The organism is Marinobacterium lacunae (genome assembly GCF_000705555.1).
In the GTDB taxonomy this organism is placed as follows: Bacteria; Pseudomonadota; Gammaproteobacteria; order Pseudomonadales; family Balneatricaceae; genus Marinobacterium_D; species Marinobacterium_D lacunae.
Map to the genome: position 1 here is coordinate 72,640 of NZ_JMQN01000050.1, position 23,312 is coordinate 95,951.

General features: G+C 54.7%; 24 protein-coding genes and 1 tRNA gene. 6 read left to right on the plus strand and 19 right to left on the minus strand.

Annotated features, from left to right (window positions below; genetic code table 11):
• Positions 1–28: 28 nt before the first annotated feature.
• Together ADIMK_RS17595 and ADIMK_RS17600 are read right to left on the minus strand one after the other, a co-directional pair.
• Entirely contained in the window at positions 29–1,003 is a 975-nt protein-coding gene (locus ADIMK_RS17595) for an NAD(P)/FAD-dependent oxidoreductase (protein ID WP_036190916.1), read from the minus strand.
• Positions 1,000–1,542: a glutathione peroxidase gene (locus ADIMK_RS17600; protein WP_231517079.1), complete on the minus strand. Its 543-nt coding sequence runs from the start codon at positions 1,540–1,542 to the stop codon at positions 1,000–1,002. The genes ADIMK_RS17595 and ADIMK_RS17600 overlap by 4 nt, the downstream gene beginning before the upstream one ends.
• A gap of 361 nt (positions 1,543–1,903) precedes the next feature.
• Between ADIMK_RS17600 and ADIMK_RS17605 the strand changes: the two genes are divergently transcribed.
• Positions 1,904–2,386 (plus strand): FKBP-type peptidyl-prolyl cis-trans isomerase, encoded by a 483-nt coding sequence (locus ADIMK_RS17605; RefSeq protein ID WP_036190917.1) that lies wholly within the window; start codon positions 1,904–1,906, stop codon positions 2,384–2,386.
• Between the two features lie 73 nt (positions 2,387–2,459).
• Here ADIMK_RS17605 and ADIMK_RS17610 read toward each other — a convergent pair whose 3' ends face one another.
• Positions 2,460–3,677 carry an ammonium transporter gene (locus ADIMK_RS17610; protein ID WP_036190918.1) on the minus strand — a complete coding sequence of 406 codons (1,218 nt, stop codon included), beginning with the start codon at positions 3,675–3,677 and terminating at the stop codon, positions 2,460–2,462.
• Positions 3,678–3,919: 242 nt separating this feature from the next.
• Positions 3,920–6,061: a bifunctional 23S rRNA (guanine(2069)-N(7))-methyltransferase RlmK/23S rRNA (guanine(2445)-N(2))-methyltransferase RlmL gene (gene rlmKL, locus ADIMK_RS17615; protein WP_036190919.1), complete on the minus strand. Its 2,142-nt coding sequence runs from the start codon at positions 6,059–6,061 to the stop codon at positions 3,920–3,922.
• 311 nt (positions 6,062–6,372) lie between these two features.
• Here rlmKL and rmf point away from each other — a divergent pair, with 311 nt between their 5' ends.
• A complete protein-coding gene (rmf, locus tag ADIMK_RS21795; RefSeq protein WP_081849848.1) occupies positions 6,373–6,579 on the plus strand; it encodes a ribosome modulation factor in 207 nt (68 codons plus the stop codon).
• Between the two features lie 73 nt (positions 6,580–6,652).
• Here the strand turns inward: rmf and ADIMK_RS17620 are convergent, their stop codons facing one another.
• Together ADIMK_RS17620 and ADIMK_RS17625 are read right to left on the minus strand one after the other, a co-directional pair.
• Positions 6,653–7,687 carry a quinone-dependent dihydroorotate dehydrogenase gene (locus tag ADIMK_RS17620; protein WP_156042985.1) on the minus strand — a complete coding sequence of 345 codons (1,035 nt, stop codon included), beginning with the start codon at positions 7,685–7,687 and terminating at the stop codon, positions 6,653–6,655.
• Positions 7,688–7,766: 79 nt separating this feature from the next.
• Complete coding sequence (locus ADIMK_RS17625) at positions 7,767–7,985, minus strand: DUF2835 domain-containing protein (RefSeq protein WP_036190920.1); 219 nt, start codon at positions 7,983–7,985, stop codon at positions 7,767–7,769.
• Positions 7,986–8,131: 146 nt separating this feature from the next.
• On the opposite strand from ADIMK_RS17625, the gene ADIMK_RS17630 reads away from it, so the two are divergent.
• Together ADIMK_RS17630 and ADIMK_RS17635 are read left to right on the plus strand one after the other, a co-directional pair.
• Entirely contained in the window at positions 8,132–9,799 is a 1,668-nt protein-coding gene (locus ADIMK_RS17630) for a BatD family protein (protein WP_036190922.1), read from the plus strand.
• A 21-nt stretch (positions 9,800–9,820) separates the two neighbouring features.
• Positions 9,821–10,711, plus strand: coding sequence for a potassium channel family protein (locus ADIMK_RS17635; RefSeq protein ID WP_231517080.1), 891 nt, complete (start codon positions 9,821–9,823; stop codon positions 10,709–10,711).
• Here the strand turns inward: ADIMK_RS17635 and ADIMK_RS17640 are convergent.
• The gene (locus ADIMK_RS17640) at positions 10,683–11,576 is read right to left on the minus strand and encodes a TIGR01777 family oxidoreductase (protein ID WP_036190924.1); all 894 of its coding nucleotides are present in this window, start codon (positions 11,574–11,576) and stop codon (positions 10,683–10,685) included. The genes ADIMK_RS17635 and ADIMK_RS17640 overlap by 29 nt on opposite strands.
• 61 nt (positions 11,577–11,637) lie before the next feature.
• On the opposite strand from ADIMK_RS17640, the gene ADIMK_RS17645 reads away from it, so the two are divergent.
• Positions 11,638–12,252 (plus strand): riboflavin synthase, encoded by a 615-nt coding sequence (locus ADIMK_RS17645; RefSeq protein ID WP_036190925.1) that lies wholly within the window; start codon positions 11,638–11,640, stop codon positions 12,250–12,252.
• A 27-nt stretch (positions 12,253–12,279) separates the two neighbouring features.
• On the opposite strand, the gene ADIMK_RS17650 is transcribed toward ADIMK_RS17645, so the two are convergent.
• The 11 genes from ADIMK_RS17650 to ADIMK_RS17700 all read right to left on the minus strand — a co-directional run bounded on the left by ADIMK_RS17650 (position 12,280) and on the right by ADIMK_RS17700 (position 22,362).
• The gene (locus tag ADIMK_RS17650) at positions 12,280–12,834 is read right to left on the minus strand and encodes a hemerythrin domain-containing protein (protein ID WP_036190926.1); all 555 of its coding nucleotides are present in this window, start codon (positions 12,832–12,834) and stop codon (positions 12,280–12,282) included.
• A gap of 92 nt (positions 12,835–12,926) precedes the next feature.
• On the minus strand, positions 12,927–13,520 hold the full coding sequence (locus ADIMK_RS17655) for an HAD family hydrolase (RefSeq protein WP_036190927.1): 594 nt from the start codon (positions 13,518–13,520) through the stop codon (positions 12,927–12,929).
• Between the two features lie 2 nt (positions 13,521–13,522).
• Positions 13,523–14,353 (minus strand): AlbA family DNA-binding domain-containing protein, encoded by an 831-nt coding sequence (locus tag ADIMK_RS17660; RefSeq protein WP_036190928.1) that lies wholly within the window; start codon positions 14,351–14,353, stop codon positions 13,523–13,525.
• Between the two features lie 16 nt (positions 14,354–14,369).
• Entirely contained in the window at positions 14,370–14,756 is a 387-nt protein-coding gene (locus ADIMK_RS17665; RefSeq protein WP_036190929.1) for a hypothetical protein, read from the minus strand.
• A gap of 68 nt (positions 14,757–14,824) precedes the next feature.
• The gene (gene pepN, locus ADIMK_RS17670; protein WP_231517081.1) at positions 14,825–17,446 is read right to left on the minus strand and encodes an aminopeptidase N; all 2,622 of its coding nucleotides are present in this window, start codon (positions 17,444–17,446) and stop codon (positions 14,825–14,827) included.
• 13 nt (positions 17,447–17,459) lie between these two features.
• The gene (locus ADIMK_RS17675; protein ID WP_036190931.1) at positions 17,460–18,290 is read right to left on the minus strand and encodes a DUF2797 domain-containing protein; all 831 of its coding nucleotides are present in this window, start codon (positions 18,288–18,290) and stop codon (positions 17,460–17,462) included.
• A 6-nt stretch (positions 18,291–18,296) separates the two neighbouring features.
• The gene (locus ADIMK_RS17680) at positions 18,297–18,566 is read right to left on the minus strand and encodes a YeaC family protein (RefSeq protein WP_036190932.1); all 270 of its coding nucleotides are present in this window, start codon (positions 18,564–18,566) and stop codon (positions 18,297–18,299) included.
• A 56-nt stretch (positions 18,567–18,622) separates the two neighbouring features.
• On the minus strand, positions 18,623–19,480 hold the full coding sequence (locus ADIMK_RS17685; protein WP_036190934.1) for a rhomboid family intramembrane serine protease: 858 nt from the start codon (positions 19,478–19,480) through the stop codon (positions 18,623–18,625).
• Positions 19,477–20,460: a metallophosphoesterase gene (locus ADIMK_RS17690; protein WP_036190968.1), complete on the minus strand. Its 984-nt coding sequence runs from the start codon at positions 20,458–20,460 to the stop codon at positions 19,477–19,479. Before ADIMK_RS17690 ends, ADIMK_RS17685 begins: the two co-directional genes overlap by 4 nt.
• A gap of 9 nt (positions 20,461–20,469) precedes the next feature.
• The gene (locus tag ADIMK_RS17695; RefSeq protein ID WP_036190935.1) at positions 20,470–21,351 is read right to left on the minus strand and encodes an NAD(+) kinase; all 882 of its coding nucleotides are present in this window, start codon (positions 21,349–21,351) and stop codon (positions 20,470–20,472) included.
• A 60-nt stretch (positions 21,352–21,411) separates the two neighbouring features.
• Entirely contained in the window at positions 21,412–22,362 is a 951-nt protein-coding gene (locus ADIMK_RS17700) for a 1-aminocyclopropane-1-carboxylate deaminase/D-cysteine desulfhydrase (RefSeq protein ID WP_156042987.1), read from the minus strand.
• A gap of 182 nt (positions 22,363–22,544) precedes the next feature.
• Here ADIMK_RS17700 and ADIMK_RS17705 point away from each other — a divergent pair, with 182 nt between their 5' ends.
• A complete protein-coding gene (locus ADIMK_RS17705; RefSeq protein WP_036190937.1) occupies positions 22,545–22,967 on the plus strand; it encodes a DoxX family protein in 423 nt (140 codons plus the stop codon).
• A 218-nt stretch (positions 22,968–23,185) separates the two neighbouring features.
• Here the strand turns inward: ADIMK_RS17705 and ADIMK_RS17710 are convergent.
• Positions 23,186–23,262 (minus strand) — tRNA-Asp (locus ADIMK_RS17710).
• Between the last annotated feature and the right edge of the window lie 50 nt (positions 23,263–23,312).

Below are 23,312 nucleotides of genomic sequence, written 5' to 3' on the forward strand. Positions count from 1 at the left end.
CGTGTGCACATTGGCGCAAATTTAACGTTCAAGCAACCTTCAATCGTGATCCGAGAATTCTCGCAACCAACTCGTTGGCACTACGCCAAGCACCCTCCACGTTGCCACCACAGAGCCAATCGCCACAAGCACCTATCCCAGACTGCTCATCCCAAAGTGCGTTTTCGTGGCCCTGCTCTGGAGTGGCACGTGCATAGCGCCATCTGTGCACACGAACATTCTCTGGTATCAGGGTTTCGCCGATTGCACGACTGACCGCATCAAGCATCTCCCGGCCAACATCGTCAGGCTCAAGATCCAGTACCTGCTGACTCCAGGCCTCTGTGGCCTGAATAATCCAGTTCTCGCCGCTACGCTGAGGCTTACTACTGTCACGAACCACCCGTGCGATTACCTCATCCTCCCCCTCCAACCAATCCACGTCAGCCAATACAGCGGGACGCTCGGGAAGAGACAACGCCATCGTCCAGATCGCTGAAACCGCTGTTTTTTCCGCACGATGGCGAAATCGTTGGATGGCATCAAGCAGAGTTGCCGCCTGAGGCGCAGGCGCAGCGATGACAACAGCATCGAAATGGCCCAACGCCTCACCTGCTGCGTCTCTCAGCAAAACCCCCTCTCGGTCGGGCCACACAACCGCAACCCTCACATTGGTGCGCAACTCGACACCACCTGCCAGTTGCCGCGTCAACGCACTGGAACGAGGTGCCATAACCCATCCTGAGATCGGTTTACGCTTTTCCAATTGCAGCGTGGCATTACTCGGGAACCACTGCTCAACACCTTGTTCTCGCAACCAGCTTTCGAACTCAACGTCGTTCGCATCGATAATCGGAGCACCCAGATCGATACTCCCCTCACCAAGCTTGCTGGAAGCCAAACGCCCTCCGGTCCCAGAGCTTTTCTCAAATACCGTGACTTTGTGTCCCTGCTCTACCAAAAGCTGCGCTGCACGCATACCCGCGATACCGCTACCTATAATTGCGACACTGTTTATTCTCATTCTGAATTCCCTCTCAGCCCACTTGGGGGCTCGGCCAAAGCGTGTTCAATATCACGCATCAAGCGTTTGCTATCCGGCGCTGTCATACTCGAATAGCTGTCGATGACACGCCCATCACGCCCAATCAAATACTTGTAAAAATTCCACTTCGGTGTTGTTCCGCTGATCTCGATAAGACGTCCCCAGAATGGGGATACATCCTTCCCACGCACATGCGTCTTGCCAAACATCGGAAATTCAACCCCGTATGTCGTCCTGCAGAAATCCTGAATCTCATTCTCGGTGCCAGGTTCTTGCCCACCGAAGTCATTCGAGGGAAAGCCCAGTACAGCGAAGCCCTGCTCCCTATATCGGGCGTAGAGCGCCTCAAGCCCATCATACTGCTTGGTGAACGCGCATCGACTGGCCGTATTGACCACCAGCAGCACCTGACCTGCATAGGCGTCGCACAGCCTCACCTCATCCTGATCAGCCAATGTACGCACGTTGAAGTCTAAAACCGCAGGGCAATCCGCCTGTGACTCCATCGACCCGATCATCAGCAATCCCCCCAGTATTAATCCTGCAGCTCTTCTCATCCCCCGCCCCGACGCATTAATCCGATTAATACTTATAGTGTTACATATACCTATAACAGACATTGTCGCCACCAGAGGGTTTCATTTCGATGTAAATCGCTTACGCGAAATGCGACACCCCGGTTCACCAATCAAGACAAGGGCGGTTGCGAAGCGCATCACAGGTCGTTAGCATGGGCGCCTTAACCCAATTTGGGAGCACTGCACAACCACTCAGTCATCCCCCGCGTGAAATGTCTCATACCGGTTTACCGGTAACGCGGCATCGCTCCAGCAGGTTGTCTGTGCGGTCACGCACCTCCTTAGAAACAGGAGATTACAGATGCAGATTGCAGCGAACGCCGTTGTATCCATCCACTACCGCCTTACCAATGCTGAAGGTGAGCAGCTTGACAGCTCTGAAGGCCAGGATCCGTTGGCCTACCTGCACGGAGCCAGCAACATCATTCCGGGTCTGGAAAATGCGTTGGCCGGAAAAGGCGTTGGCGATAAATTGAGCGTGACTGTTGAGCCTGAAGAAGCATACGGCCCGGTGAAAGACGAGCTGGTGCAGGATGTTGACCGCTCTAACTTCGAAGGCATCGACGTTATCGAGCCCGGCATGCAGTTCATGGCTCAGACGCCTTGGGGCCAACAGCCGGTAACCGTAGTCAAGGTCCAGGAAGACACCGTTACCCTGGATGGCAACCACCCGCTGGCGGGGCAGACACTGAGCTTTGACGTTGAAGTGGTCGAAGTACGTGAAGCAACCGAAGAGGAACTCTCTCACGGTCACGTACACGGAGCAGGCGGCCACCAGCACTAATACCGTTATGACAGCTTCAAAAAAGCCCGCTTAGCCTTTCGGTTAAGCGGGCTTTTTAATGATCGCCTATGGGTTATCCCTGACGATCATCTGAGGTTGCTTCAATACGGTGGATACTAAGATCCGCCCCGTTGAACTCCTCCTCATCAGACAGCCGCAGACCAACCAGAGCCTTGACGCCACCGTAGATCACCAAAGCACCGCAGACGGCGACCAGAATCCCGGCAAGCGTTCCGATCAGCTGGGAGGCCAGACTGACACCACCCAAACCGCCCAACGTTTCGCTCCCGAACAATCCTGCGGCGATGCCTCCCCAGGCTCCACAGAGCCCATGCAGCGGCCATACACCCAGCACGTCATCGATCTTCCAGCGGTTTTGCACAAGCGTAAAGATCCAAACAAAGAGTGCGCCGGCCACCCCTCCAATCACCAATGCCCCGATGGGATGCACAAGATCTGATCCGGCACAAATCGCCACCAGCCCCGCCAGCGGGCCGTTATGGATAAAGCCCGGGTCGTTCTTACCCAGAATTGTGGCAACAACGATACCACCGACCATTGCCATCAGACTGTTAACAGCCACAAGTCCCGAGATGCCATCGAGTGTCTGCGCGGACATGACGTTAAAGCCGAACCAGCCGATACAGAGGATCCAGGCTCCAAGCGCGAGAAACGGTATGTTAGACGGCGGGAATGCCACCAGCTTTCCGCTACGATAGCGACCACGGCGAATACCCAGCAGAACGACGGCCACGAGTGCTATCCAGCCACCGACTGCGTGCACGACCACGGAGCCGGCAAAATCATGGAATGAAGCCCCATATTGAGCTTCCAGCCACGCCTGAAAACCGTAGTTTCCGTTCCAGACAATACCTTCAAAGAACGGATACACCAGCGCGACCGACAATGCAGAACAGCACAGCAACGGCCAGAACCGTGCGCGCTCAGCGATACCACCGGACACAATCGCCGGTATCGCAGCTGCGAATGTCATCAGAAAGAAGAACTTGACCAAATCGTAGCCGTTTCTCTCGGCGAGGGTGGCGGCATCGTCAAAAAACGTGACGCCGTAGGCAACCCAGTACCCGATAAAGAAATAAGCCAGGGCCGAAAAACCGAAATCGGTCATGATTTTGACCAAGGCATTGACCTGATTCTTGTGCCGTACAGTTCCAACTTCAAGAAATGCAAAACCGGCATGCATGGCGAAAACCATAATCGCCCCCATAAGAATGAAGAGTGTGTTGGCACTCTGCATCAGGGTTTCCACTGCACTATTTATTGTTTCCACAGTCTCTCCTGCCTCAATAAACTGCACAAAAAATGTGCACCACCGCACCTGCGGCGCACCATATCTGTGCTATTTTTATCTGCTTTATAGTACCGAAGAGCGTGAAACAGTGCGTTTTTACGGATTTTCACTCAATTTCTGAATAAAAAATCGCCAAAACGCACTATTAAGGGACACGCCAAAAAGATCGGCGCACCAAATTAAGCAATTATCATGCCGCAATTTGGTGCGCGAAGCCTGGATCAAGTCTTATTGGAGTGGCGGATTTCAAAGACACAATGGATGCGAGAATTCCGCTTGAAGTCAGGATCCAGTGTTTTGGACGTAATGTCGCGCACATCGAATGCTGACAGCGCTTCATAATCCAGACTGAAACGACGGTAATTATTGGAAAAGATCAGCAGTCCATCTGGCCTCAGCAGCTGCATTGCGCCTTCGATAAGACGAACATGGTCCCGCTGAACATCCAGCACATCATGCATCCTCTTGGAGTTTGAGAATGTGGGCGGGTCCATGAAAATCAGATCAAATCGTTCTTTTCGGGGCTTGGCCAACCACTTGAAGCAGTCCTCCTGCACAAGGAGATGGCGAGCTGGATCTGCACCGTTAAGATCGAGGTTACGCCGCGCCCAATCCAGATAGGTTGCCGACATATCGACGCTGGTGGAGCTGCGGGCGCCTCCCGCCACAGCATGACAGGTTGCCGAGGCGGTATAACAGAACAGGTTAAGCACATCCTTGTCAGCCGATATCGACTGGATCATGCGCCTTACTGGACGGTGATCGAGAAACAGACCCGAGTCGAGATAATCGTGCAGGTTCACTCTAAGCTGTACACCATGCTCGACAACCGTATAGAAATGACCGGTCTCATTCTGGCGGGTGTACTGCTCGCTCCCCTGTTGGCGCTTTCTCTGCTTCAGGACGACCTGTTCAGGTGTCAGCTCGAAAACCTGCTGCACGACCTTTAGCACCTCCTGAACCCGATCAAACGCCTTCACTCGATCAACGCTCGCAGGCGCCGCATACTCCTGCACCATCACCATTGGATCGTAATAGTCCACGGCTACCGCATACTCAGGTATATCGGCATCATACACCCGGAAACAGGTAATACTTTCGCGCTTGCGCCATCGCGCCATCTGCTTGAGATTCTTGCGCAACCTGTTTTCGAACATCTGCGCCTGAGACGACAGTACCACCGGTTCGACTGGCCCATCCTCGGCGGCCACTTTGTGATGCACCTGAAACAGCAGCAACTGGCTTGGGATACTGCCGTTAAACATGCGGTACTGCTTGTCCGCACGCAGTTTCATCACCTTGCACAGTTCAGGGTTCCCAGTAAAAACAGCCACTCGCCAGCCAGCAAAATGTTTGCGCAACAACTGCCCGAACAGCTGATAAAGGAACATCAACTCCGACTCTTCACCCAGTCGCTCGCCATAGGGCGGGTTAGTCACGACCAAACCTGACTCGGCCTCACCAGGCCGTTTCAGCCGCGCGAGCTCCCGGTGTTCGAAGTTCATGAAATGCTCAACCCCCGCCTGACGCGCATTCTGCCGGGCCCGGGAAAGCACCTGTTCGTCGGCATCGAAACCGATAAATTTCACCGTGCAGCGCTCAAGCCCTTGTGTCCTGCGCGTCTCTGCTTCTGCGATCAGCTCCTGCCAAAGGGACGATTGATGCCCCAACCAATAGGTAAAACCGAAATGCCGCCGGAGCAAACCTGGCGCGATATCAGCGGACATCAGTGCAGCTTCGATCAACAAGGTGCCAGAACCACACATGGGATCCAGCACCTCGGGCACCTGCTCCTGATCGGCGGGCCACCCCGCTCTGATCAAGACAGCAGAGGCCAGGTTTTCTTTCATGGGCGCTGCCCCAGCCTGACGTCGGTAGCCGCGACGGTGCAGGCTCTCGCCCGACAGGTCGACAGCCAGACTCAGCCGCCCTTTGGCCAGATGAGCATTTACCCTCAGATCAGGCTGCACGCGCTCGATGGTTGGCCGCTTGCCTGTTGCATCTCGTATCTGGTCAACAATGCCATCCTTGACCTTGAGCGCACCAAAATGCGTGTTGTTAATGGCATCACTTTTACCGCTGAAATCGACACAGAAGGTGCCGTTAGGACGCAGATGCTCAAGCCAGTCAATGCTTTGAACTAACGCGTATAGGTCATCGGCCGTGACAGCATCGCCTTCTACCAACTGCAAAAGCACCCGGTTAGCCAACCGAGACCAAAGGCAAACCGTATAAGCAAGCCGCAGGTCGCCTTCAACGTAGACGCCAGCCACGGTCTGCTTGGTACTGTCCGCTCCCAGCGTCTGTAACTCCTGCTCCAGCAGCTGTTCTATTCCCTTGGGGCAGGTAACAAAAAATTTCATGGCAGTTGTTTGGCTCCGGCTCGACATTGATTCAGCTCAAGATGTTCCCAGGACTGTGGTGAAAATTTTTCACGGCCCTTATTTTCGTTGCAATAGAATTACAAGCTCATGAAAAGACTAGGTTTTTTGCACCCGCGTCGTACAAATACCTATTAACTACTTGAGCGATATAGTTTTTTTAAATTACGCCCCGAAACCAAAATTCGATATGAATGGAATCTGAATCGATCGAAATGATCCTTTCAAGGCGTCAGGCGCCGCGAAAAAAGTCACGGCGTTTTTTCGAAGAATAGAACAATGCGAGGCGCACTATGAAAAAACAGAAACGAGATCGTACCTCAACTCTGTTCAACCGTGGATTCCAGGCCGGGCTCTGTGGCAAGTCCCAGAGCGAATGCCCTGTCCAGGCAACGGAACTGAGAAGTCACTGGATGAGCGGTTGGCGCGAAGGACGCGAGGCACACTGGAGTGGAATGTCCGGCGTTTCTGCAATTCAGGCTAATCCGTCATTACATTAACTATTTGATCTATATCTTCCCTCGGGGCGATTCACCCGCCAGATTATAAGGCAAGTTTCAGCCCCGATGCTGCTCAGCGCTTAGCGCTGTGCAGCATCGAAATCTCCTCAAGCGCTTCCCGAATCAACCGCGGACCACGATAGATAAAGCCAGTATAGATCTGTACCAGACTCGCCCCAGCCTCAAGTTTCTCAGCCGCGTCAAAGCCTTCACAAACCCCGCCGACACCAATGATTGGCAGTGCGCCGTTAAGCTCTGCGGCCAGAGTACGAATCGCGATATTGGCACGACCGCGTACAGGTTCGCCGCTGAGCCCCCCAGCCTCCTGTGCGACCGGAGAATCCTCGATCCCCTCACGTGACAAAGTGGTATTGGTCGCGATGACACCGTCCATCTCATAGGTTTTCAAAGAACCGGCCACCAGCTTCAGCTCTTCTTCGTCCATGTCGGGCGCGATTTTTACAGCAATCGGCACATAACGCCCATAGATGCGAGCCAGTCGCGCTTGTTCGGTCTTCAACGCATCTAGCAGGCTGTTGAGGGATTCGCCAAACTGCAAGGTCCGCAGTCCCGGCGTGTTGGGCGAAGAGACGTTTACCGTGATATAGCTTGCACGATCGTAGACCTTGCGCAGGCACAGCAGATAATCGTCATTGGCCTTATTGTTGGGCGTATCCTTGTTCTTACCGATGTTGATACCCAGCACACCCTTGTAACGGCTGCGTTCGAGGTTAATCAGCAGCTGGTCAACACCATCGTTATTAAACCCCATTCGGTTAATGATGGCGCGATGCTCCGGAATACGAAACAGACGCGGTTTCGGGTTACCGGACTGCGGCCGAGGCGTTACCGTACCAACCTCAATGAAACCGAACCCCAGCGCCGCCAAACCATCGACCGCGGAGCCGTTCTTGTCGAGACCCGCAGCCAGGCCCACCGGGTTCGGGAATCGAATTCCCATCACTTCCACCGGTATCGACAGATCGTGAGAGCGGATCAAACGATCCAGACCCAATGAGGCCCCCATGGACAGGCTTGCAAGCGCAACATTGTGCGCAACCTCCGGATCGAGTCTGAACATTAGCGTGCGAGCAAGGTCGTACAGCATGTTTCCTCTTCAGGCGCTGAAAAATTGATTGCGCATTATAGCGGCCCCCCGCCGCAATAGCACCTTGATGCGCCACACACTACAGCTTTTGAATATCGACAAGCTTGCCATGCTCGTTGTACCGGATACGAAAACGCCCGCTGACGCCCCCGCGGGTAACAAACGGACGCAGGCTATTGGCAGGAAAGCGCACTTGTCTGCCATCCAGTGCGCGGGCCAAAACGCTATCGACCTCGCCACGATAAAGTCGCAGATACTCCTCGGCACTGATATTCAGCTCAACAACCAACTCTCTCATACCACCCTCTTGCCGCTCTTTAAACGCCCGGATATTTCGACTTTAAAATATCCTTTTTTGCGATGCGGTTGCGATGAATTTTACCTTAGCTGATAATGAGTTGGATCATCGTCTATGATGAAGTCTATACCGGTCCGGGATACTGAATGCGACGACTTCTAGCTGCGTTGTTACTGCTGGGAACTGCGACAACCGCTCACGCGGAGGCGCAGGCGACGCTGGACCGGACAAGTATCACCGCACTGGACAATCTCATGCTGACGCTGGAGGTTGACTCCAGATCGGAAGATCGGCCGGATTTCACACCGTTGCATCAGGATTTCCGTATCCTCGGCAGCAAACGGACGCTTATTTCAACCCACAGCAGTAGCGGCCGGGACATTCGTACGCGCTGGCAAGTGACCCTGCGCCCCCGTAACGCAGGGAATATCGAGATACCGAGCCTCACGCTTGCAGGTCAGGCCACGCAACCTTTGCGTGTCGATGTCAGTGAAGTCAGCCCAGTTCTTGGTGGACAGCCCGGTGCTCAGGCCTTTTTCGACAGCCGTGTCGACAGCCGCGAAGTTTATCTTGATGGCCAGTTGCTCTACACCGCACGGCTTTACCACCGCAACCCGCTGCCCAATAACATCCGGTTTTACCCACCCCATGCCGGTACCAGCGATGTACGTGAACTTGGGGAGCGCCGACGTCATGAAGGTGAGTACCGTGGCGAGCCCTATTTCATAACCGAGCAGCAGTACGCCATATTCCCGGACCAGACCGGCCCCCTGATTATCGATGGCCCGCGCCTTGAGCTGCCCGGCACGCCAGACATGGATGCGGTAGAGCTTCAAGGGGAAACACTTGAAGTCGAAGTACTGGAACCGGCATACCAAAGCACCACGGGCATCTGGCTACCGGCCGAGCGACTGACGCTCGAAGAGAGCTGGACACCCCCTGAAAACCTGAAGCCCGGGGACCGTTTTACCCGGGAACTGACCCTGACCGTTACCGGCATTCCCGCCGAGAAGCTGCCACAGCTGATGCCTGCCAACAGCGATGATGTGTATATGGAACTGCAGGATGTCAGCTTGACAGAATCGGCATCACAGTTTGGCCTGGTCAGCACACGCAGAGAAACGATTAGTATCGAGCCGCTCGGCGCAGGTGACTTCATACTGCCGCCCATTGATCTTCACTGGTGGGATGTCGGTCTGGACAGAGGGCGCCACGCAGCCCTCCCGACCCGACAGTTCCACGTCAATCCACCACCCATCATGGACGGGCTTATCAGCTCTGCACAAGCCTCCGCCACCTCTGGTAGCGATGACCAGATACTACTGAACACCACTCAGTATCATATCCTGATCGGATTGTTGACCCTTCTGAGTTTGACGAGTTCTCTTGGCTGGCTTTACACCTGGTCGAAGCTGCGCAAGTTCCGGGCTGACGACAGTGCAGTACAGATGGAAGAGGAGATCAGACGCCAACGAAAACTGCTACTGGCCAATGAACGTGCTGAGCGCAACACCTTCCAGGCTCTGGCAATCGCTTGCCAGCAGAACAGCGCCACGCTCGCCAAAGCGCGTCTTACCGAATGGGCTCAGAACTTCTGGCCCGAGCGCACGATCGACAGCCTTGAGGCGATCTGCGACGCAGCCCGAAACCAGACACTTGACTATCTGGTGCTTGATCTGGAGCAGCAACTGCACGACAACCCAGAACTCTGGCAGGGTGATCTCCTGCTAAAAACCATCGATACACTGCGTAGACGCCGCCAAAACAGCATGGTGGCCGATACTGCTCAGGACGGCTATCTTCAGGCCTCATAACAGATCAACGGAGCCCCGCTTTTGAGTAATCGTTACCGCCAGCACAATGCACTGATGGTCCGAATCGGTCTCGGGGGTGTCGATGACGAGGAGAATCCACGCGCCACGCTCTGGGCGAAGAGACTAGAATGGCCAATGCTGATTCTGGCGATCTGGATCATTCTCGACTGGTACCTCAAAGCCAAAGGGATTCAAGACCCCCTGTTCACGCGCTTTACTGACTGGTTTATCTGGATCTGCTTCGCGTCAGAACTGGCTATCATGCTGGCACTGGTCGATGACCGGAAGCGTTACCTGAAACAGAACTGGCTAAACCCGGTCATCATTCTTACCGGCATCCCCGTTCTATTTGGTGTTGACCTGTTCTACGCCGGAGTGCTTAGAAGCCTCCGACTTATGATCATGCTCGGGATTCTGCTTAAGGTATCGCAGGATCTTCGGCAGATCCTGTCGCGCCATCAACTTGGCAAAACCATGGCAATCGCCCTGCTCTTTCTGGTGATCTCCGGCTTCCTGATATCGGGCATCGATCCCGCCTTCAACGGGCCGATGGATGGCATTTGGTGGGCCTGGGTGACAATGACTACCGTCGGCTATGGCGATCTTGTACCTTCGACGACCGAGGGACGGTTGTTCGGCATGCTGTTGATCCTTGCCGGTATCGGACTATTTTCGATGCTGACAGCAAGTTTTTCGGTTTTCTTTATCGAGCGCGACGAGAAAGAGATGGTCGAGAAGGAGGATCGCAACATTCAGCGCATCACTCAGCTTGAGGCGCGACTGGACAGAATCGAGCACCACCTCTCCAGAGCCGTAACAACGCTGGAGCGTCTGGAAGCACTCGAAGCGAGAGCGCGCGAACCCAAGCCGTCGGATAGCCCGCCTAAGGCGAACCCTTCACAACCTGAGTAAGCGCCTCTTTCAGGGAGGTATATCGAAAGCGGAACCCACTTTCGAGCAAGCGAGTAGGAACCACGCGCTGTCCCTTGAGCACCAACTCACTGGCCTCACCCATCATCAGTTCAAGAACGACGGCCGGCACTCGAAAGAAAGCCGGCCTGTTCAATACCGACGCCAGCGTCTTACTGAACTCTTCATTGGTTACCGGGCTTGGGGCGGTCAAATTAAATGCCCCGCTCAGGGTGTTATGATCCAGCAGGTGTAGTATGGCAGCGACCTCATCATCGCGATGTATCCAGGCCATCCACTGCCGCCCCGTTCCCATGGCCCCTCCCAAGCCAAGACGGAATGCAGGCAACATTTTTGCCAACGCACCGCCACCGGGCCCTAATACAACGCCCGTACGTATACAACAGACCCGCACTCCGAACTCAGCAGCCTTCATGGCCTGAGCCTCCCACAAAGCGCAGAGGTCATGGGCAAAGCCACCTTTGGTTGCTGCTTTTTCATCGAGCTCTCGATCCCCCTGACTGCCATAGTAACCAATGGCAGACCCGCTAATCAGCACGGCTGGCGGTTGCACGGCACCTCTCATCCACTCGACCAACTGCTCCGTCAGCGTAATGCGGCTTTCCATCAGCAACGCCTTGCGCTTCTCGCTCCAGCGGCGATCAGCAATAGGCGCACCTGCCAAATTCACGACAGCGTCCACGTGGCCTTGAACCTGAGGTAACTCGGAATAAAGCTGCACACGTGAATCCAGTTTTGCAGACTCAGGGCGACGGCTCAAAACTCCCACACTATCTCCGCGTGTAAGCAGCGCTTTGACGAGTTGGCGACCGATGAAGCCGGTACCGCCGGTGATCAGGACTCTCACGGTTATTCTCCCTCGCAAGGTTCCGGTATATTGCACTTATCTAACAGGAGATTAGCACACTATGTTTACTGGAATTGTTCAGGGCCGTGCCCAGGTCTCGGCAATCGAACGCCGGGACGGGTTCATGCAGCTGACTCTCGAGTTTCCCGCCGAACACTGCACAGACCTTCAGGCCGGCGCCAGCATCGCCCTCAACGGCACCTGTCTTACCATTACGCAGTTTGATCGCAACAGGATCAGTTTCGATCTTATCGCTGCGACACTGGAAACAACCAATCTGGGCGCACTGCAAATTGGCGACAGGGTCAATTTTGAACGCGCGGCACGGATCGGCGACGAGATCGGCGGACATACCATGTCCGGGCACATATACCAGACGGTAGAAGTATTGGAAATTGAGCGAACCGAAGATAACTGCATCATCTGGTTCGAGCGTCCAGACGCCCTTGCACGCTACCTGCTACCGAAAGGGTTTGTAGGCCTTAACGGTTGCAGCCTGACCATGGCCGAAGTGGAGACGTCCAGATTCTGCGTATATCTGATTCCGGAAACCCTCCGCATGACCACATTCGGGGAGCTAAGCCCGGGCGCACACGTCAACGTGGAAGTAGACCCTCAAACCCAGGCGATCGTCGATACAGTCGAGCGCTATCTGGCGCAGCGCACCGGACTTTAAGAAAACAGGGGTAGGGGTGGAAGCGGGTCAGCTGGCCCGCTCATCATCAGCCAGAGCCTGATAAAGCGTCCGGTATTCGTCAGACTGCTTCAGCCCAAACAGCGGATCGCTGGGTGACGGCAGCGCCTGATCGATCACCTGCCAATCCTCAGAACTTGCAACGGCTTCTATCTTGGGAAAGAGGGTCCCCTCTTCGAAATCGAGGTGTGCCTTCTCGTGCTGTACAAACTGCGCAAGCGAATCGATCAGGTCATCCAGCGGCACAACGGCAGCATCATGCAAAATACCATCAATGGAGTCGTTGAGGTGTGTCGACAGCTGCTTGAGCTGAACGTGCTCCTCTTCACATCGTTTCATCAATGTATCGAGTTCGCTGCTTCGCCCTTTGAAATGAGCGAACATACGATCTTCCCGCGGGTGGTGGTGAGTATCGGCATAACCCCCAACGTAGCTCACGACGTCGGACATCAACTGAAAGTTGGGGTGGGTACCGGCCCTGAACCTCTCGACCTTGCGTTCAAGCATCACGAGCAATCTCTTCAGATTCAGGTGCTCCTGATGTAGCTCTTTCATGATCGTCATATTGGAACCCTCCGCGTGAACGAATACACAACTTCACTATAGCCAAATCTGACTCCAAGCCACTGGCCTAGATCAATAAAGCTAGCCTCTATTCAGAGGATCTCAAGCAGCTGTGTTAATGACGTTACACGCAGATCGGTCAATTCCGGCCAAGGCTGGTGCGTACCATGATCCACATGAACGGTAGCGGTACCGCAGCTCCGCCCAGCTTCAAGGTCGTAGCGAAAATCACCTACCATCACCGCCTCTTCAGGCTTCGCAGACCAGCGTTCCAGCAGAAGCTCTATACCATGCGGATCGGGTTTCGGGCGCGCTTCGTCACGCCCGAGCACATCCTCCTTCAGGAAATACCGGCGTGCACCGATCACCTCAAGCGCCTGAAGTGCCACGGGTTGAGAGTTCCGCGTGAGAATACCCAGCCTGTCATTACGCTGGAATAAAGCATCCAGCAAGCCAACAACATCCGCGGCGGGCTGGGTCTTCTCGGCGTAGAACAATTCCAGGCGATCGAGCAGTGCCATCTTATGCTCACGCTGTGGCGACGGGAGTAGAGCCAGAGAATCGAGAATATCGCAGTTGGGTGCCAACTCAAGCTCTGCCCGAATATGAGCGAAATCGTGCACCGGGCGGGTCAGCGTTCCATCCAGATCAAATACCCAGTAGCGCCTTGCGCCAATATCGACCACCTCTAAGACTCCTCTTCGTCATGAATCGAATCGGTCAGCTCGGCATCGGTGTCGATCAGATCCAGCAACATGCCCAATTTGTGTTCGATATCCACCAGCAGACCACTGCTGTAGCTGTCAACGCGGGGCGCGACAACCTCCTCCAGCTGCACGATACTGCGCTGACTTTCACGCAAGGCCTGCAACAGGTTGCGGGAGCGCTTCTTGTTACTGTCGGTCAGCTGTTCGATTCTGTGTAACGTGTGCCGCAGCTGATCATCCAGATCTTCCAGATGCTGGCTTACCGCCAGCATGCCCTTGCTCAGCGAGTGGTTTACACCCTCGACCTGATGTTCCAGCTGATATACGGCATCACGAAAACGGGACAGGAACTGCTCCCCTTCACGATCCATGTATATCGCCAGAAGCTCCTCCGGCAGCAATGCCCTGTTACGCCCATCAGTACGAATACGATACTCACCGCCATGGGTACAGTAGGGTTTAAGGTGACCGCTGGGAATTTCGACACGCAGAACAGGACGGGATTGCGACAGGTTTTCGGTATATATCTTCAATTCAATATTGGGGATACATTCAGTGGCCTTGTTGACCAGCAGCAGACGGGCACGATCATCAACATCACACCCCACTACACGCCCCCGCTGGACACCATCCGGGCTGGTATACTCATCAATACCGATCAGAAGCGTGCCGCCAAGCGGGGAGTTTGCAAACGCGACCAGATGGGCACTGCGCACAGCCTGAACCTCCCGCTTGAAGTCGACGTTAACGCTCTCCGGCGCATTCAACAACTGCTGAGTACGCCGACTGAGACGCCGATACTCCCGCTTCACAGCTCAGGCCCTGCACTCAGTCGTACACCATGTCATCGAAGGGATCTATCGGACGCGCCAGCATCTCATCGTCACGGTAGTAAAGCACCCGCCCCTGAAACTTGAGCCCTTTTCCGGCAAACCAACGCTCCATATGCTCACGCCCCTCCTCGGCTTGCGAGGAGTGGAACCACGCCAGCACGATACGGTAAAAATACAGACCAAACAGCGCAGCCGAAGCGCCGAGAAAGAAGTCTGACGCCAACGCGAAAAGCAACATGATCAGGCCTGCTATCCACACTCTGCTTGCACGCGCATCCTTGAATGCATCGTTGGCCAGCGTGAACTGCTCCTGATACTTCAAGAAACGGCGGTAGTTCTGCTGCAGATCGAACTTATCGGCAGAGCTTAATTTTCTGTCCATCGTGTATCGTCCTGACAATTAACGTGTTTTCAATTGATTCTAAGCTATTGGCGCTCTTGCGAGTCAACCTAGGCCAGACTTTTGCTGACCACTTCGTACACATCGCGTGACAGGTCTCCACTCTCAAGTACCCGCTGCAACTGCCCCCTCATCAAGCCCTGAGCGGCCTCAGGGTATCGTCTCCAGCGCGTCAGAGGAGTCAGCAGACGTGACGCGATCTGCGGGTTCTGCTTGTTGAGCTGAATGATCCAATCTGCCAGATAAGCATAGCCACTGCCATCTGCAGAATGGAATCCAACCGCATTCTGCGCGCAGAATGCCGCGACAACCGAACGCAGCTTGTTGGGATTTCGGGCATCGAACAGGGGGTGTTCCTGCAACTGCTGTACTCGCTCCAGCGCGCCCGGCCAGGGGTCGGACGCCTGGATTGAGAACCACTGGTTCATGACCAACGCTTCGTGCTGCCACTGGGCCTGAAATTCCGCCAGCAGTCGCTCTCCTGCGTGACGGAAACCCGAGTGAACAACCAGCGCCAAAGCGGCCTGCTGATCGGTCATGTTATCAGCTGTGTTGAACTGCTCCTCCGCCAGCGCCAGCCAAACCTCTTCACCGGTTGCCAACAGGTAACCGAGACTGAGGTTCTTCAGGCTGCGACGGGCACATGCAGCCGCATCAGCCGTGTATGCCTGATCATCGCTGCAACGGCGGTAGGCCTCGCTCCACTCATCCTGCAGGGCTCTGGCCAAAGTGGTGACCATAAACTCCCGCACTTCATGGATCGCCTCTACATCAATCTCGTCGGCCAATTCGGCCAGATACGCCTCTGATGGCAGGCGCAGCAGATGCGCCACCATCGCAGGATCAAGACTCTCATCAAGCAGAAGGCCGCGCCAGGTATCAATCAGGGACTCTGGAACTGCCAGCTCACGACTGGCGCGATAATCCACCATGAGCGACTGCATCAAACCAACGGTCATCCGTTGCCCTGCATCCCAGCGATTGAAACCGTCACTGTCGTGTCGCAACAGATGCATCAACTGGGCATCGGTATAGGGATAACTGAGCTTTACCGGCGCGGAGAAGCTGCGCAGCAAGGAGGGAACCGGACGCTCTGCCAGCCCATCGAACGTGAAGCTCTGCTCGCTATCGGTTAGCTCCAGTACGCCAGCATCGAGTTCATCTCCACTTGCGGAGATCAGGCCGTAGGCGATCGGCATGTGGAACGGCAGTTTCTTATCCTGACCGGGGGTCGCCGGACAGCTTTGACGAAACGTCAGGCGATACTGACCTGTGCTTTCATCCCAACTGTCGCTAACCTCAACTCGAGGCGTACCGGCCTGACTGTACCAGCGTTTGAACTGCGTCAAATCCCGACCGGAAACATCGGCCATCGCCTGAACAAAATCGTCTGTAGTCACTGCCTGACCATCATGTCGCTCGAAGTAGAGGTCTGTCCCCTTGCGGAACAGTTCTGCTCCGAGCAGGGTGTGGAGCATACGCACGACTTCGCACCCCTTCTCATACACCGTGAGGGTATAGAAATTAGAGATTTCGATAAACGACTCGGGGCGAACCGGGTGAGCCATGGGGCCTGCGTCTTCGGCAAACTGAGCGGTGCGCAAAAGCGCAACATCTTCAATTCGCTTAACCGTCCGAGAATTCATGTCGGCGGAGAACTCGGAATCGCGGAAAACGGTAAAGCCCTCTTTGAGGCTCAGCTGGAACCAGTCACGACAGGTCACGCGGTTGCCTGACCAGTTGTGAAAATATTCATGGGCAACAACACCTTCAACCCGCTGAAAAGCGGCATCAGTAGTTGTTCTGGGACTTGCCAGCACGCAACTGGTGTTGAATATGTTGAGCCCCTTGTTCTCCATGGCCCCCATGTTGAAGAAATCGACGGCGACGATCATGTAGATGTCCAGATCGTACTCACGTCCGTAAACCTGCTCATCCCATTGCATGGCCCGCTTGAGCGACAGCATTGCGTGATCGAGCTTATCCAGGTCTTTGCTGTCGGCAAAGATCTGGAGTTTTACTGAACGGCCTGAGGCGGTGGTGTAGCTATCCTCCAGAACAGCCAGATCGCCTGCTACCAGCGCGAACAGGTAGGCAGGCTTCGGGAAAGGATCTTCCCAGGTCACGAAATGACGACCGTCATCCTCATCGCCCGACTCAACCGGGTTACCATTGGATAGCAACACTGGATAACGCGCGCGCTCGGCTACGACCGTTGTCCGAAACACCGACATCACATCAGGACGGTCGGGATAGAACGTAATGCGCCTGAAACCCTCGGCTTCGCACTGAGTGCAGAACATTCCGTCTGACTTGTATAAGCCCTCAAGCGCTGTATTTGACTGGGGATGGATACGTGTCACGCATTCAAGGGTGAAACGTGAAGGCACGGCCGGTATGCAGAGCAATTCGTCATCACGGCTGAAATCCCGTTCGGAGAGTATTTCACCATCGATACTCAGGCGGCATAGCTCAACCGATTCATGACCGTGCAGCTCCAGCGCAGCCTTCGTGCGCGTGCATGCAGGGTTTCGCCGCACCTGCAACGTCGCGCGTACCAAGGTTTCCTCTTCTGCCAACTCAAAACGCAGATCGGTATGCTCGATCAGATACGCGGGGACCTGATAGTCCTTTAGATAGATGGGTTGTGGCTGCTGCATCTCTTGCGACATCATCTCTCCTGATTCACGCGCTTAGGCTGACCTGATAGGCGCCAAATTTTCGTATGTTGATCACGCCGCTATCCAGTATCAGATACTGTCCTTTGATTCCCAGTAGCGTGCCGTTCACATCAGGACTCTTGTCCAGATTGAAAGTCGCCACCTTTTTCGGGTATTCAATTACAGGATAGGTGATCGCTACGCCCGCCTGTTCCGGCAGCGTCCTTATGGCCGCTTCTCCATGCTGGCTTCTCAAAGCGTCGATCTCATCGGCGCACAGCGCAAGCAGGCGATCCCGCTCGGCGGCCAGATCCACTTCAGGTATGTCGCCCTTAAGCATTGCACGCCAGTTGGTCTTGTCACTGACATGGGCTGAAAACACCTTTTCCAACAGCCCGGAGTGGAGTCGGTTGTCCACCTCCAAAATCGGTAACGCTGCAACCGCACCCTGATCGATCCAGCGGGTCGGAATCTGGGTACGCCGGGTTATACCTACTTTCAATCCTGACGAGTTTGCCAGATATACGACGTGGGGCGCGAAGCAATTACGCTCTCCCCAAGCCGGATCGCGGCACGTGCCTTCATGAAAATGACAGGTTTCCGGTTTGACGATGCAGCTATCGCACTGCGGCAACCGAGTAAAACAGGGGTAACAGTAACCTTGGTTAAAACTCTTTCGGGTTTTCCTGCCGCAATGCAGGCAGTTGATTACACCCTCATACTTCATAGCGATGGGCTGACCGATCAGCTGATTCATATCGACCAGACTGTCATCATCGAGCCTTAACTTATATTGAACAGGGCTATCCAGAGCCACTTCCATCTTGCGCAGCGCGCCGGTACCGAGAAGAACCATCGATACCTACTGCTCCGTCAAAATCTTCAGCGTTTCAGCCTGAAGCGGATCACAACCATGCTGATCGCCATCTGGCCGCGTGCGGTCGATAAATCCGACACGCTGTTCATCCGGCATCTCCCGCATGTGTTCGTACGCAATGACAGCCCTAAGGCTTGTTTCGCGCTGCTCCTGACTCAAACGCTCGCCGTTGGGCCATTTCCCCAACTCAACAGCGCGCTTGAGCGCGTTGTAGACATCGGGCGTCATCGCCTCGATCATTTTTTCAAAGTTCATCGAACGCACCTCAATTAAAACTGGAGCCTGCAGGCAACCATATTAGCACACAGCCCTTAGGCTGATCGCGGTCCAAACAAGCGCCCTATTGGCCACCAGGCAAGGCCAGCAAGCAACCCCACCAGATGAGCGGTATTCGCAATTGCGCCCAACCCTGCCGCTTCCAGCACACCGGTAAACCCCAACCCCAACCAGAGCACCATCAGCCCCATGAGAGCAGGCGGAAAATTGAAACGGTAGCGTGCTTCAAATCGATCCCATAACCAGGTGTAGCCCAGCAGGCCAAATACCACGCCCGACATGCCGCCAAACATGGGGCCCGATACCCAATACTGGGCAATATTGGACGCAATACCGCTGAACAGTACAACGCCGAGCAACGCCCAACTACCCTGAAGCAGCTCGACGCGCTGGCCCACCACCCAAACCCAGAGCAGGTTAAATAGAATGTGCAAAATGCTGAAATGCAGGAATATCGGTGTAATCAGGCGCCACCACTGTCCGGAAGCCAGCATCGCGCCAACCCCGTCAAAACGTATGCGGTCGCCGATTATGCTAAAGTCCGTAAACGTCAGGTATGCCATCCACTTTTCGCTGCCGCCAAACCCGATCACCAGCGTCAGCACAACGCTGAGGACAATCAGCGCAAGTGTCATCCGAATCCGCGCCGGGGCAACGAGAGGTTGAGAAAAACGTCGCTTGGGCTCGGTTCTGATCTCGACGGCGTTCAGATCTCCGCCTTCACGCCAAAATCGGTACAGTGCTTTAATCTGCTCGGGATCGATTCTCTCTGATATAAAAAGAACCTGTTGATCCTCTGTTTCAACCACACGATGTGGTACCTCGTGCTCCCACAGCAGCGCGGTGAAAGGCGTGAGATCTTCGGTTAGCGGCACTTCCAGAACGGGTTTCAACAGCCCATCTCCGTGTCCATGCGCCCCACCTCTCGCGCCACATCCACCCACACGAATTTGTCCTTTCGCAGCACTTTTTCGTCATCCAATCGGTAGGCCACGAGCTTCCCGTACTTCACCGCACTGAAGTCCAGACACGCGATATTGTCAGTTAGGGGAACCGGCACGCCTTCGCACCAATAGTGCCCCATGAATAACAGTTTCTGGTCGGGCCCGTAACACAAAAGGTCGCTACGCTGCTCGGCATTTAAGGGCATTCGGGCGATATGCTCCGGCAAGGGATCAGGCTGGAAGACCACATCCCCCATCCGCTCTGGCGACTCGGCCCAGAACTTGGTACGGAAAAAATGCCGCTTGAACCCATCTTTACTGACGATGACTTCGTTGTTGGGCAATCTCAGATGCGTGCCACGTAACAACCTGTCCATGACTTCCCACTCGAAGCTGTCCTGAACGGCGGAACGCTCAAGGAACGCTTTATCGATGTGATTACTGCCCTGCTCTGCACGGAAGCGGTCGATCAGTGCCTGATGCCAGCAAGCATGCACGGCTCGAAAACGATCATTTTCAAGAAACAGCGGCAACTGCATGAACCAGTCAAGATAATCATCCAGCTCCGACTGATGGCCACTGAACTGGTCGAGAGTCTGCTGCAAAATACGCTGATGGCGCGGGGTGTGTTCACGCAGATAGCCGCTGCCATCCGCCTTTGGCGTCAGATAACAGAGCAGATTGTATTCATGGTTCCCCATGATGATCTCAGCCTGCCCGGCTTCGACCATGGCGCGTACGACATGCAACGCTTCTCTGATATGAGGCCCCCGATCGACGATATCGCCGATGAAGACAGCTTTGCGTACGGGGTGTTGGTAGACGCCATCGATACGTCTATAGCCCATTCGATCGAGCAACAGACACAGACTGATCGCACAGCCATGCACATCACCGATCAGATCAACTCCCTGAAATTCGTCACTCACCAAACCCTGTTACTCCCCCAGCTTCGTACCCCAGCCCAATTTTTCACGACAGGTCCTGTAAAAGTCGTAATTGAGCGGATGGAGAAGTTTCAATTTATGCGGCTTCTTGTGAATTGTCACCGTATCCCCGGGCGAGAGCGCGATGTTCATCTGCCCATCACAGGAAATTGAAGGGTAGGTTTCATTCCGCTCGGTAATGACCAGTTTCAACTCACTGTTGCCATCGACCACAATCGGCCTGCTTGAGAGGGTATGAGGAAACATCGGAACGAGCACCAACGCATCCAGTCGAGGATGCATTATCGGACCACCACCTGAAAGTGCATAAGCGGTCGATCCTGTCGGGGTCGATACGATCAGGCCATCCGAGCGCTGGGTGTAAACGAACTGCCCTTCGATATGCAGCTCGAATTCGATCATCCGGGTTGCCTTGCCCGGGTGCAACACGCAATCATTGAGAGCTGTCGATTCTGCAATCGGCTCACCCTCACGCTTCACCGTAACATCAATCAGAAACCGGGTATCGACCGAATAACGGCCGGCAAGCACTTCGCCGACCTTCTCTTCGATATCATCCGGTGCTATGTCAGTCAGGAAACCCAAGTTACCGCGGTTAACGCCGAGTACAGGTACATGGCTCTGCGCCAACGAACGCGCCGCCCCCAGTAGACTGCCATCGCCACCCACGACGATAACCAGATCACAGGCCTCCCCCATACGCGACTGCTTGGCCACCTGGCGACCATGTCCGGGCATAACTTCAGCGATTTTCTGATCGAGTATGACATTCAGGCCCTGATCATCCAGATAGCGGATCAGGCTTTTCAAGGTATCGATCACCTTCTTGCTGCCGAGGCGACCAATCAACCCGATGTTACGAAAGTTTTCCATACCCTACCCTTAGCTATACCCTTGATTCTGGACGGTTACATCTGTTGCCGACCTTACACATTATACGAGCACCGGCCCAACAAAGGCAGTCGAACCGTTTTCGATACGTGACAGCATGCCACGACGACCCTGAAGACCGCCGGAGTGCATCAGCAACACTCTACTTCCTGATACGATATGTCCACGGGCAATACGTCGATTGACCGCTGCAACGAGCTTTACCGTATACACCGGATCCAGCGGCACTCCGGATAAAAACTCAAACGATCGCAAGGTGGCCGACAGTTCATCTGGAAGCCGCGCATAACCACCCCATGCGCCATCAGGATCGAGCAACCAACCTTTGGGATCCACAACCTCAGCCTGCCTTAACAACTCTCCGACCATCGCCTCAGCTTCACCGCCAAGATTCAGCACCGGCACTCCGATCACTTGGGTCTGCTCAGGCTTGCCGGCGATAACTCCTGCCACGGTACCACCCGTACCCATGGCACAAGCAAAAAAATCCGGTTTCGACCAACCCGTTCCTTCGAGAAGCTGCCATAAGGTTCGACACCCGCGCACTGCATCTGCACTGCTGCCGCCCTCAGGCAGCACCTCCCACCCGGGATAGGCGTTTCCCAATGTTTGGCGGAACTCGGGCTGATTCCGGTCACGATAGCGGTCGCGATCAATGTAAACCAGACTCATTCCCCATCGTCGCGCATCCTCAAGCATCGCCGTTGGCACTTGAGACGCATGCCCTCTAACCAGTGCAAGGGTTTCAATACCGTATCGCTTTCCGACATAAGCCAACGCATGCAGATGGTTGGACCAGTCACCGCCAAAACTCAGAACACGAGGCCGCTCGCCGGCCTCCAGCCTTTGGATCAGCCGCAGCAGTTTGAACCATTTATTGCCACTGATCTGCGGATGCAGCAGATCCAACCGCAACATGGCCACTTGAATATCGTTCGCTTCATAAAACCGGCTTTTGATTGGCATCACCAGCTGGGCACCATCGGGAATCACAACCACACACCTCTATTTCAACGAGCATCGCCTATCCACATGTAACGCGGTACACCCCCTACCTGATCCGGTTTTACCAGAAACAATAAACGCCTGCTAAGACGATGATTTTGTGGTCAAAATCAAGCACCAGCGTTAGAGTGAAGTACTACCGATATCGCATACCCAAAAGGAGACTTGGCATGCTCACCACCCTCAACCGATACCTCGACGCACCCGATTTGGGAAAATTCATACTTCGCGTATCCTTTGCGGCAATGATGCTGCTTCATGGCTGGCACAAGATAACACATGGTATCGACGGCATCTTCAACATGCTGACCGCCCACGGTCTGCCCACCGTTATAGGATACGGCGTTTACCTCGGGGAAGTTGTTGCCCCAGTCCTGCTGATTCTGGGCGTTCTGACTCGAATTTCAGCCATTTTGATGCTCGGCACTATGATTTTCGCATGGGCGCTGGCAGGCACAGCACTGACCTTCACCCTGACCAAAGTTGGCGCCTGGGGAATAGAGCATATGATGGTCTACTTCTTCGCATCGCTTGCCATCATCTTTCTCGGCTGCGGCCGCTACTCTGTGATGACCAACCCCAACTGGCGCTAAGCATCCTCCCGAGACACAAACACCGTTCCGCACCCGATAAGCGTGCGGAACGCATACTGTTGGACACGACCGACCATCAAAGACAAACGAAAAGACAAACGAAAAGACAAACGAAAAGACAAACGAAAAGACAAACGAAAAGACAGCAAACAGGAGATGCAGGCGTTGCGCAAGGCAAAGCTGAGTGGGTAACAGGCTTAGGAAGGATATCAATGAAGTGGCGGAACGGACGGGACTCGAACCCGCGACCCCCTGCGTGACAGGCAGGTATTCTAACCAACTGAACTACCACTCCGCGTCTTGGTGGGCGAAGAGGGGTTCGAACCCCCGACCCTCTGCTTGTAA

Bases quoted from the DNA above. Each gene is read 5' to 3' on its own strand.
- rmf (WP_081849848.1), top strand. From the start codon at position 6,373: ATGAAAAAACAGAAACGAGATCGTACCTCAACTCTGTTCAACCGTGGA.
- ADIMK_RS17665 (WP_036190929.1), bottom strand. From the start codon at position 14,756: ATGGACAGAAAATTAAGCTCTGCCGATAAGTTCGATCTGCAGCAGAAC.
- ADIMK_RS17645 (WP_036190925.1), top strand. From the start codon at position 11,638: ATGTTTACTGGAATTGTTCAGGGCCGTGCCCAGGTCTCGGCAATCGAA.
- ADIMK_RS17595 (WP_036190916.1), bottom strand. From the start codon at position 1,003: ATGAGAATAAACAGTGTCGCAATTATAGGTAGCGGTATCGCGGGTATG.
- ADIMK_RS17695 (WP_036190935.1), bottom strand. From the start codon at position 21,351: ATGGAAAACTTTCGTAACATCGGGTTGATTGGTCGCCTCGGCAGCAAG.
- ADIMK_RS17680 (WP_036190932.1), bottom strand. From the start codon at position 18,566: ATGAACTTTGAAAAAATGATCGAGGCGATGACGCCCGATGTCTACAAC.
- ADIMK_RS17705 (WP_036190937.1), top strand. From the start codon at position 22,545: ATGCTCACCACCCTCAACCGATACCTCGACGCACCCGATTTGGGAAAA.
- rlmKL (WP_036190919.1), bottom strand. From the start codon at position 6,061: ATGAAATTTTTTGTTACCTGCCCCAAGGGAATAGAACAGCTGCTGGAG.
- ADIMK_RS17625 (WP_036190920.1), bottom strand. From the start codon at position 7,985: ATGAGAGAGTTGGTTGTTGAGCTGAATATCAGTGCCGAGGAGTATCTG.
- ADIMK_RS17630 (WP_036190922.1), top strand. From the start codon at position 8,132: ATGCGACGACTTCTAGCTGCGTTGTTACTGCTGGGAACTGCGACAACC.
- ADIMK_RS17650 (WP_036190926.1), bottom strand. From the start codon at position 12,834: ATGACGATCATGAAAGAGCTACATCAGGAGCACCTGAATCTGAAGAGA.
- pepN (WP_231517081.1), bottom strand. From the start codon at position 17,446: ATGTCGCAAGAGATGCAGCAGCCACAACCCATCTATCTAAAGGACTAT.
- ADIMK_RS17675 (WP_036190931.1), bottom strand. From the start codon at position 18,290: ATGGTTCTTCTCGGTACCGGCGCGCTGCGCAAGATGGAAGTGGCTCTG.
- ADIMK_RS17605 (WP_036190917.1), top strand. From the start codon at position 1,904: ATGCAGATTGCAGCGAACGCCGTTGTATCCATCCACTACCGCCTTACC.
- ADIMK_RS17600 (WP_231517079.1), bottom strand. From the start codon at position 1,542: ATGATCGGGTCGATGGAGTCACAGGCGGATTGCCCTGCGGTTTTAGAC.
- ADIMK_RS17620 (WP_156042985.1), bottom strand. From the start codon at position 7,687: ATGCTGTACGACCTTGCTCGCACGCTAATGTTCAGACTCGATCCGGAG.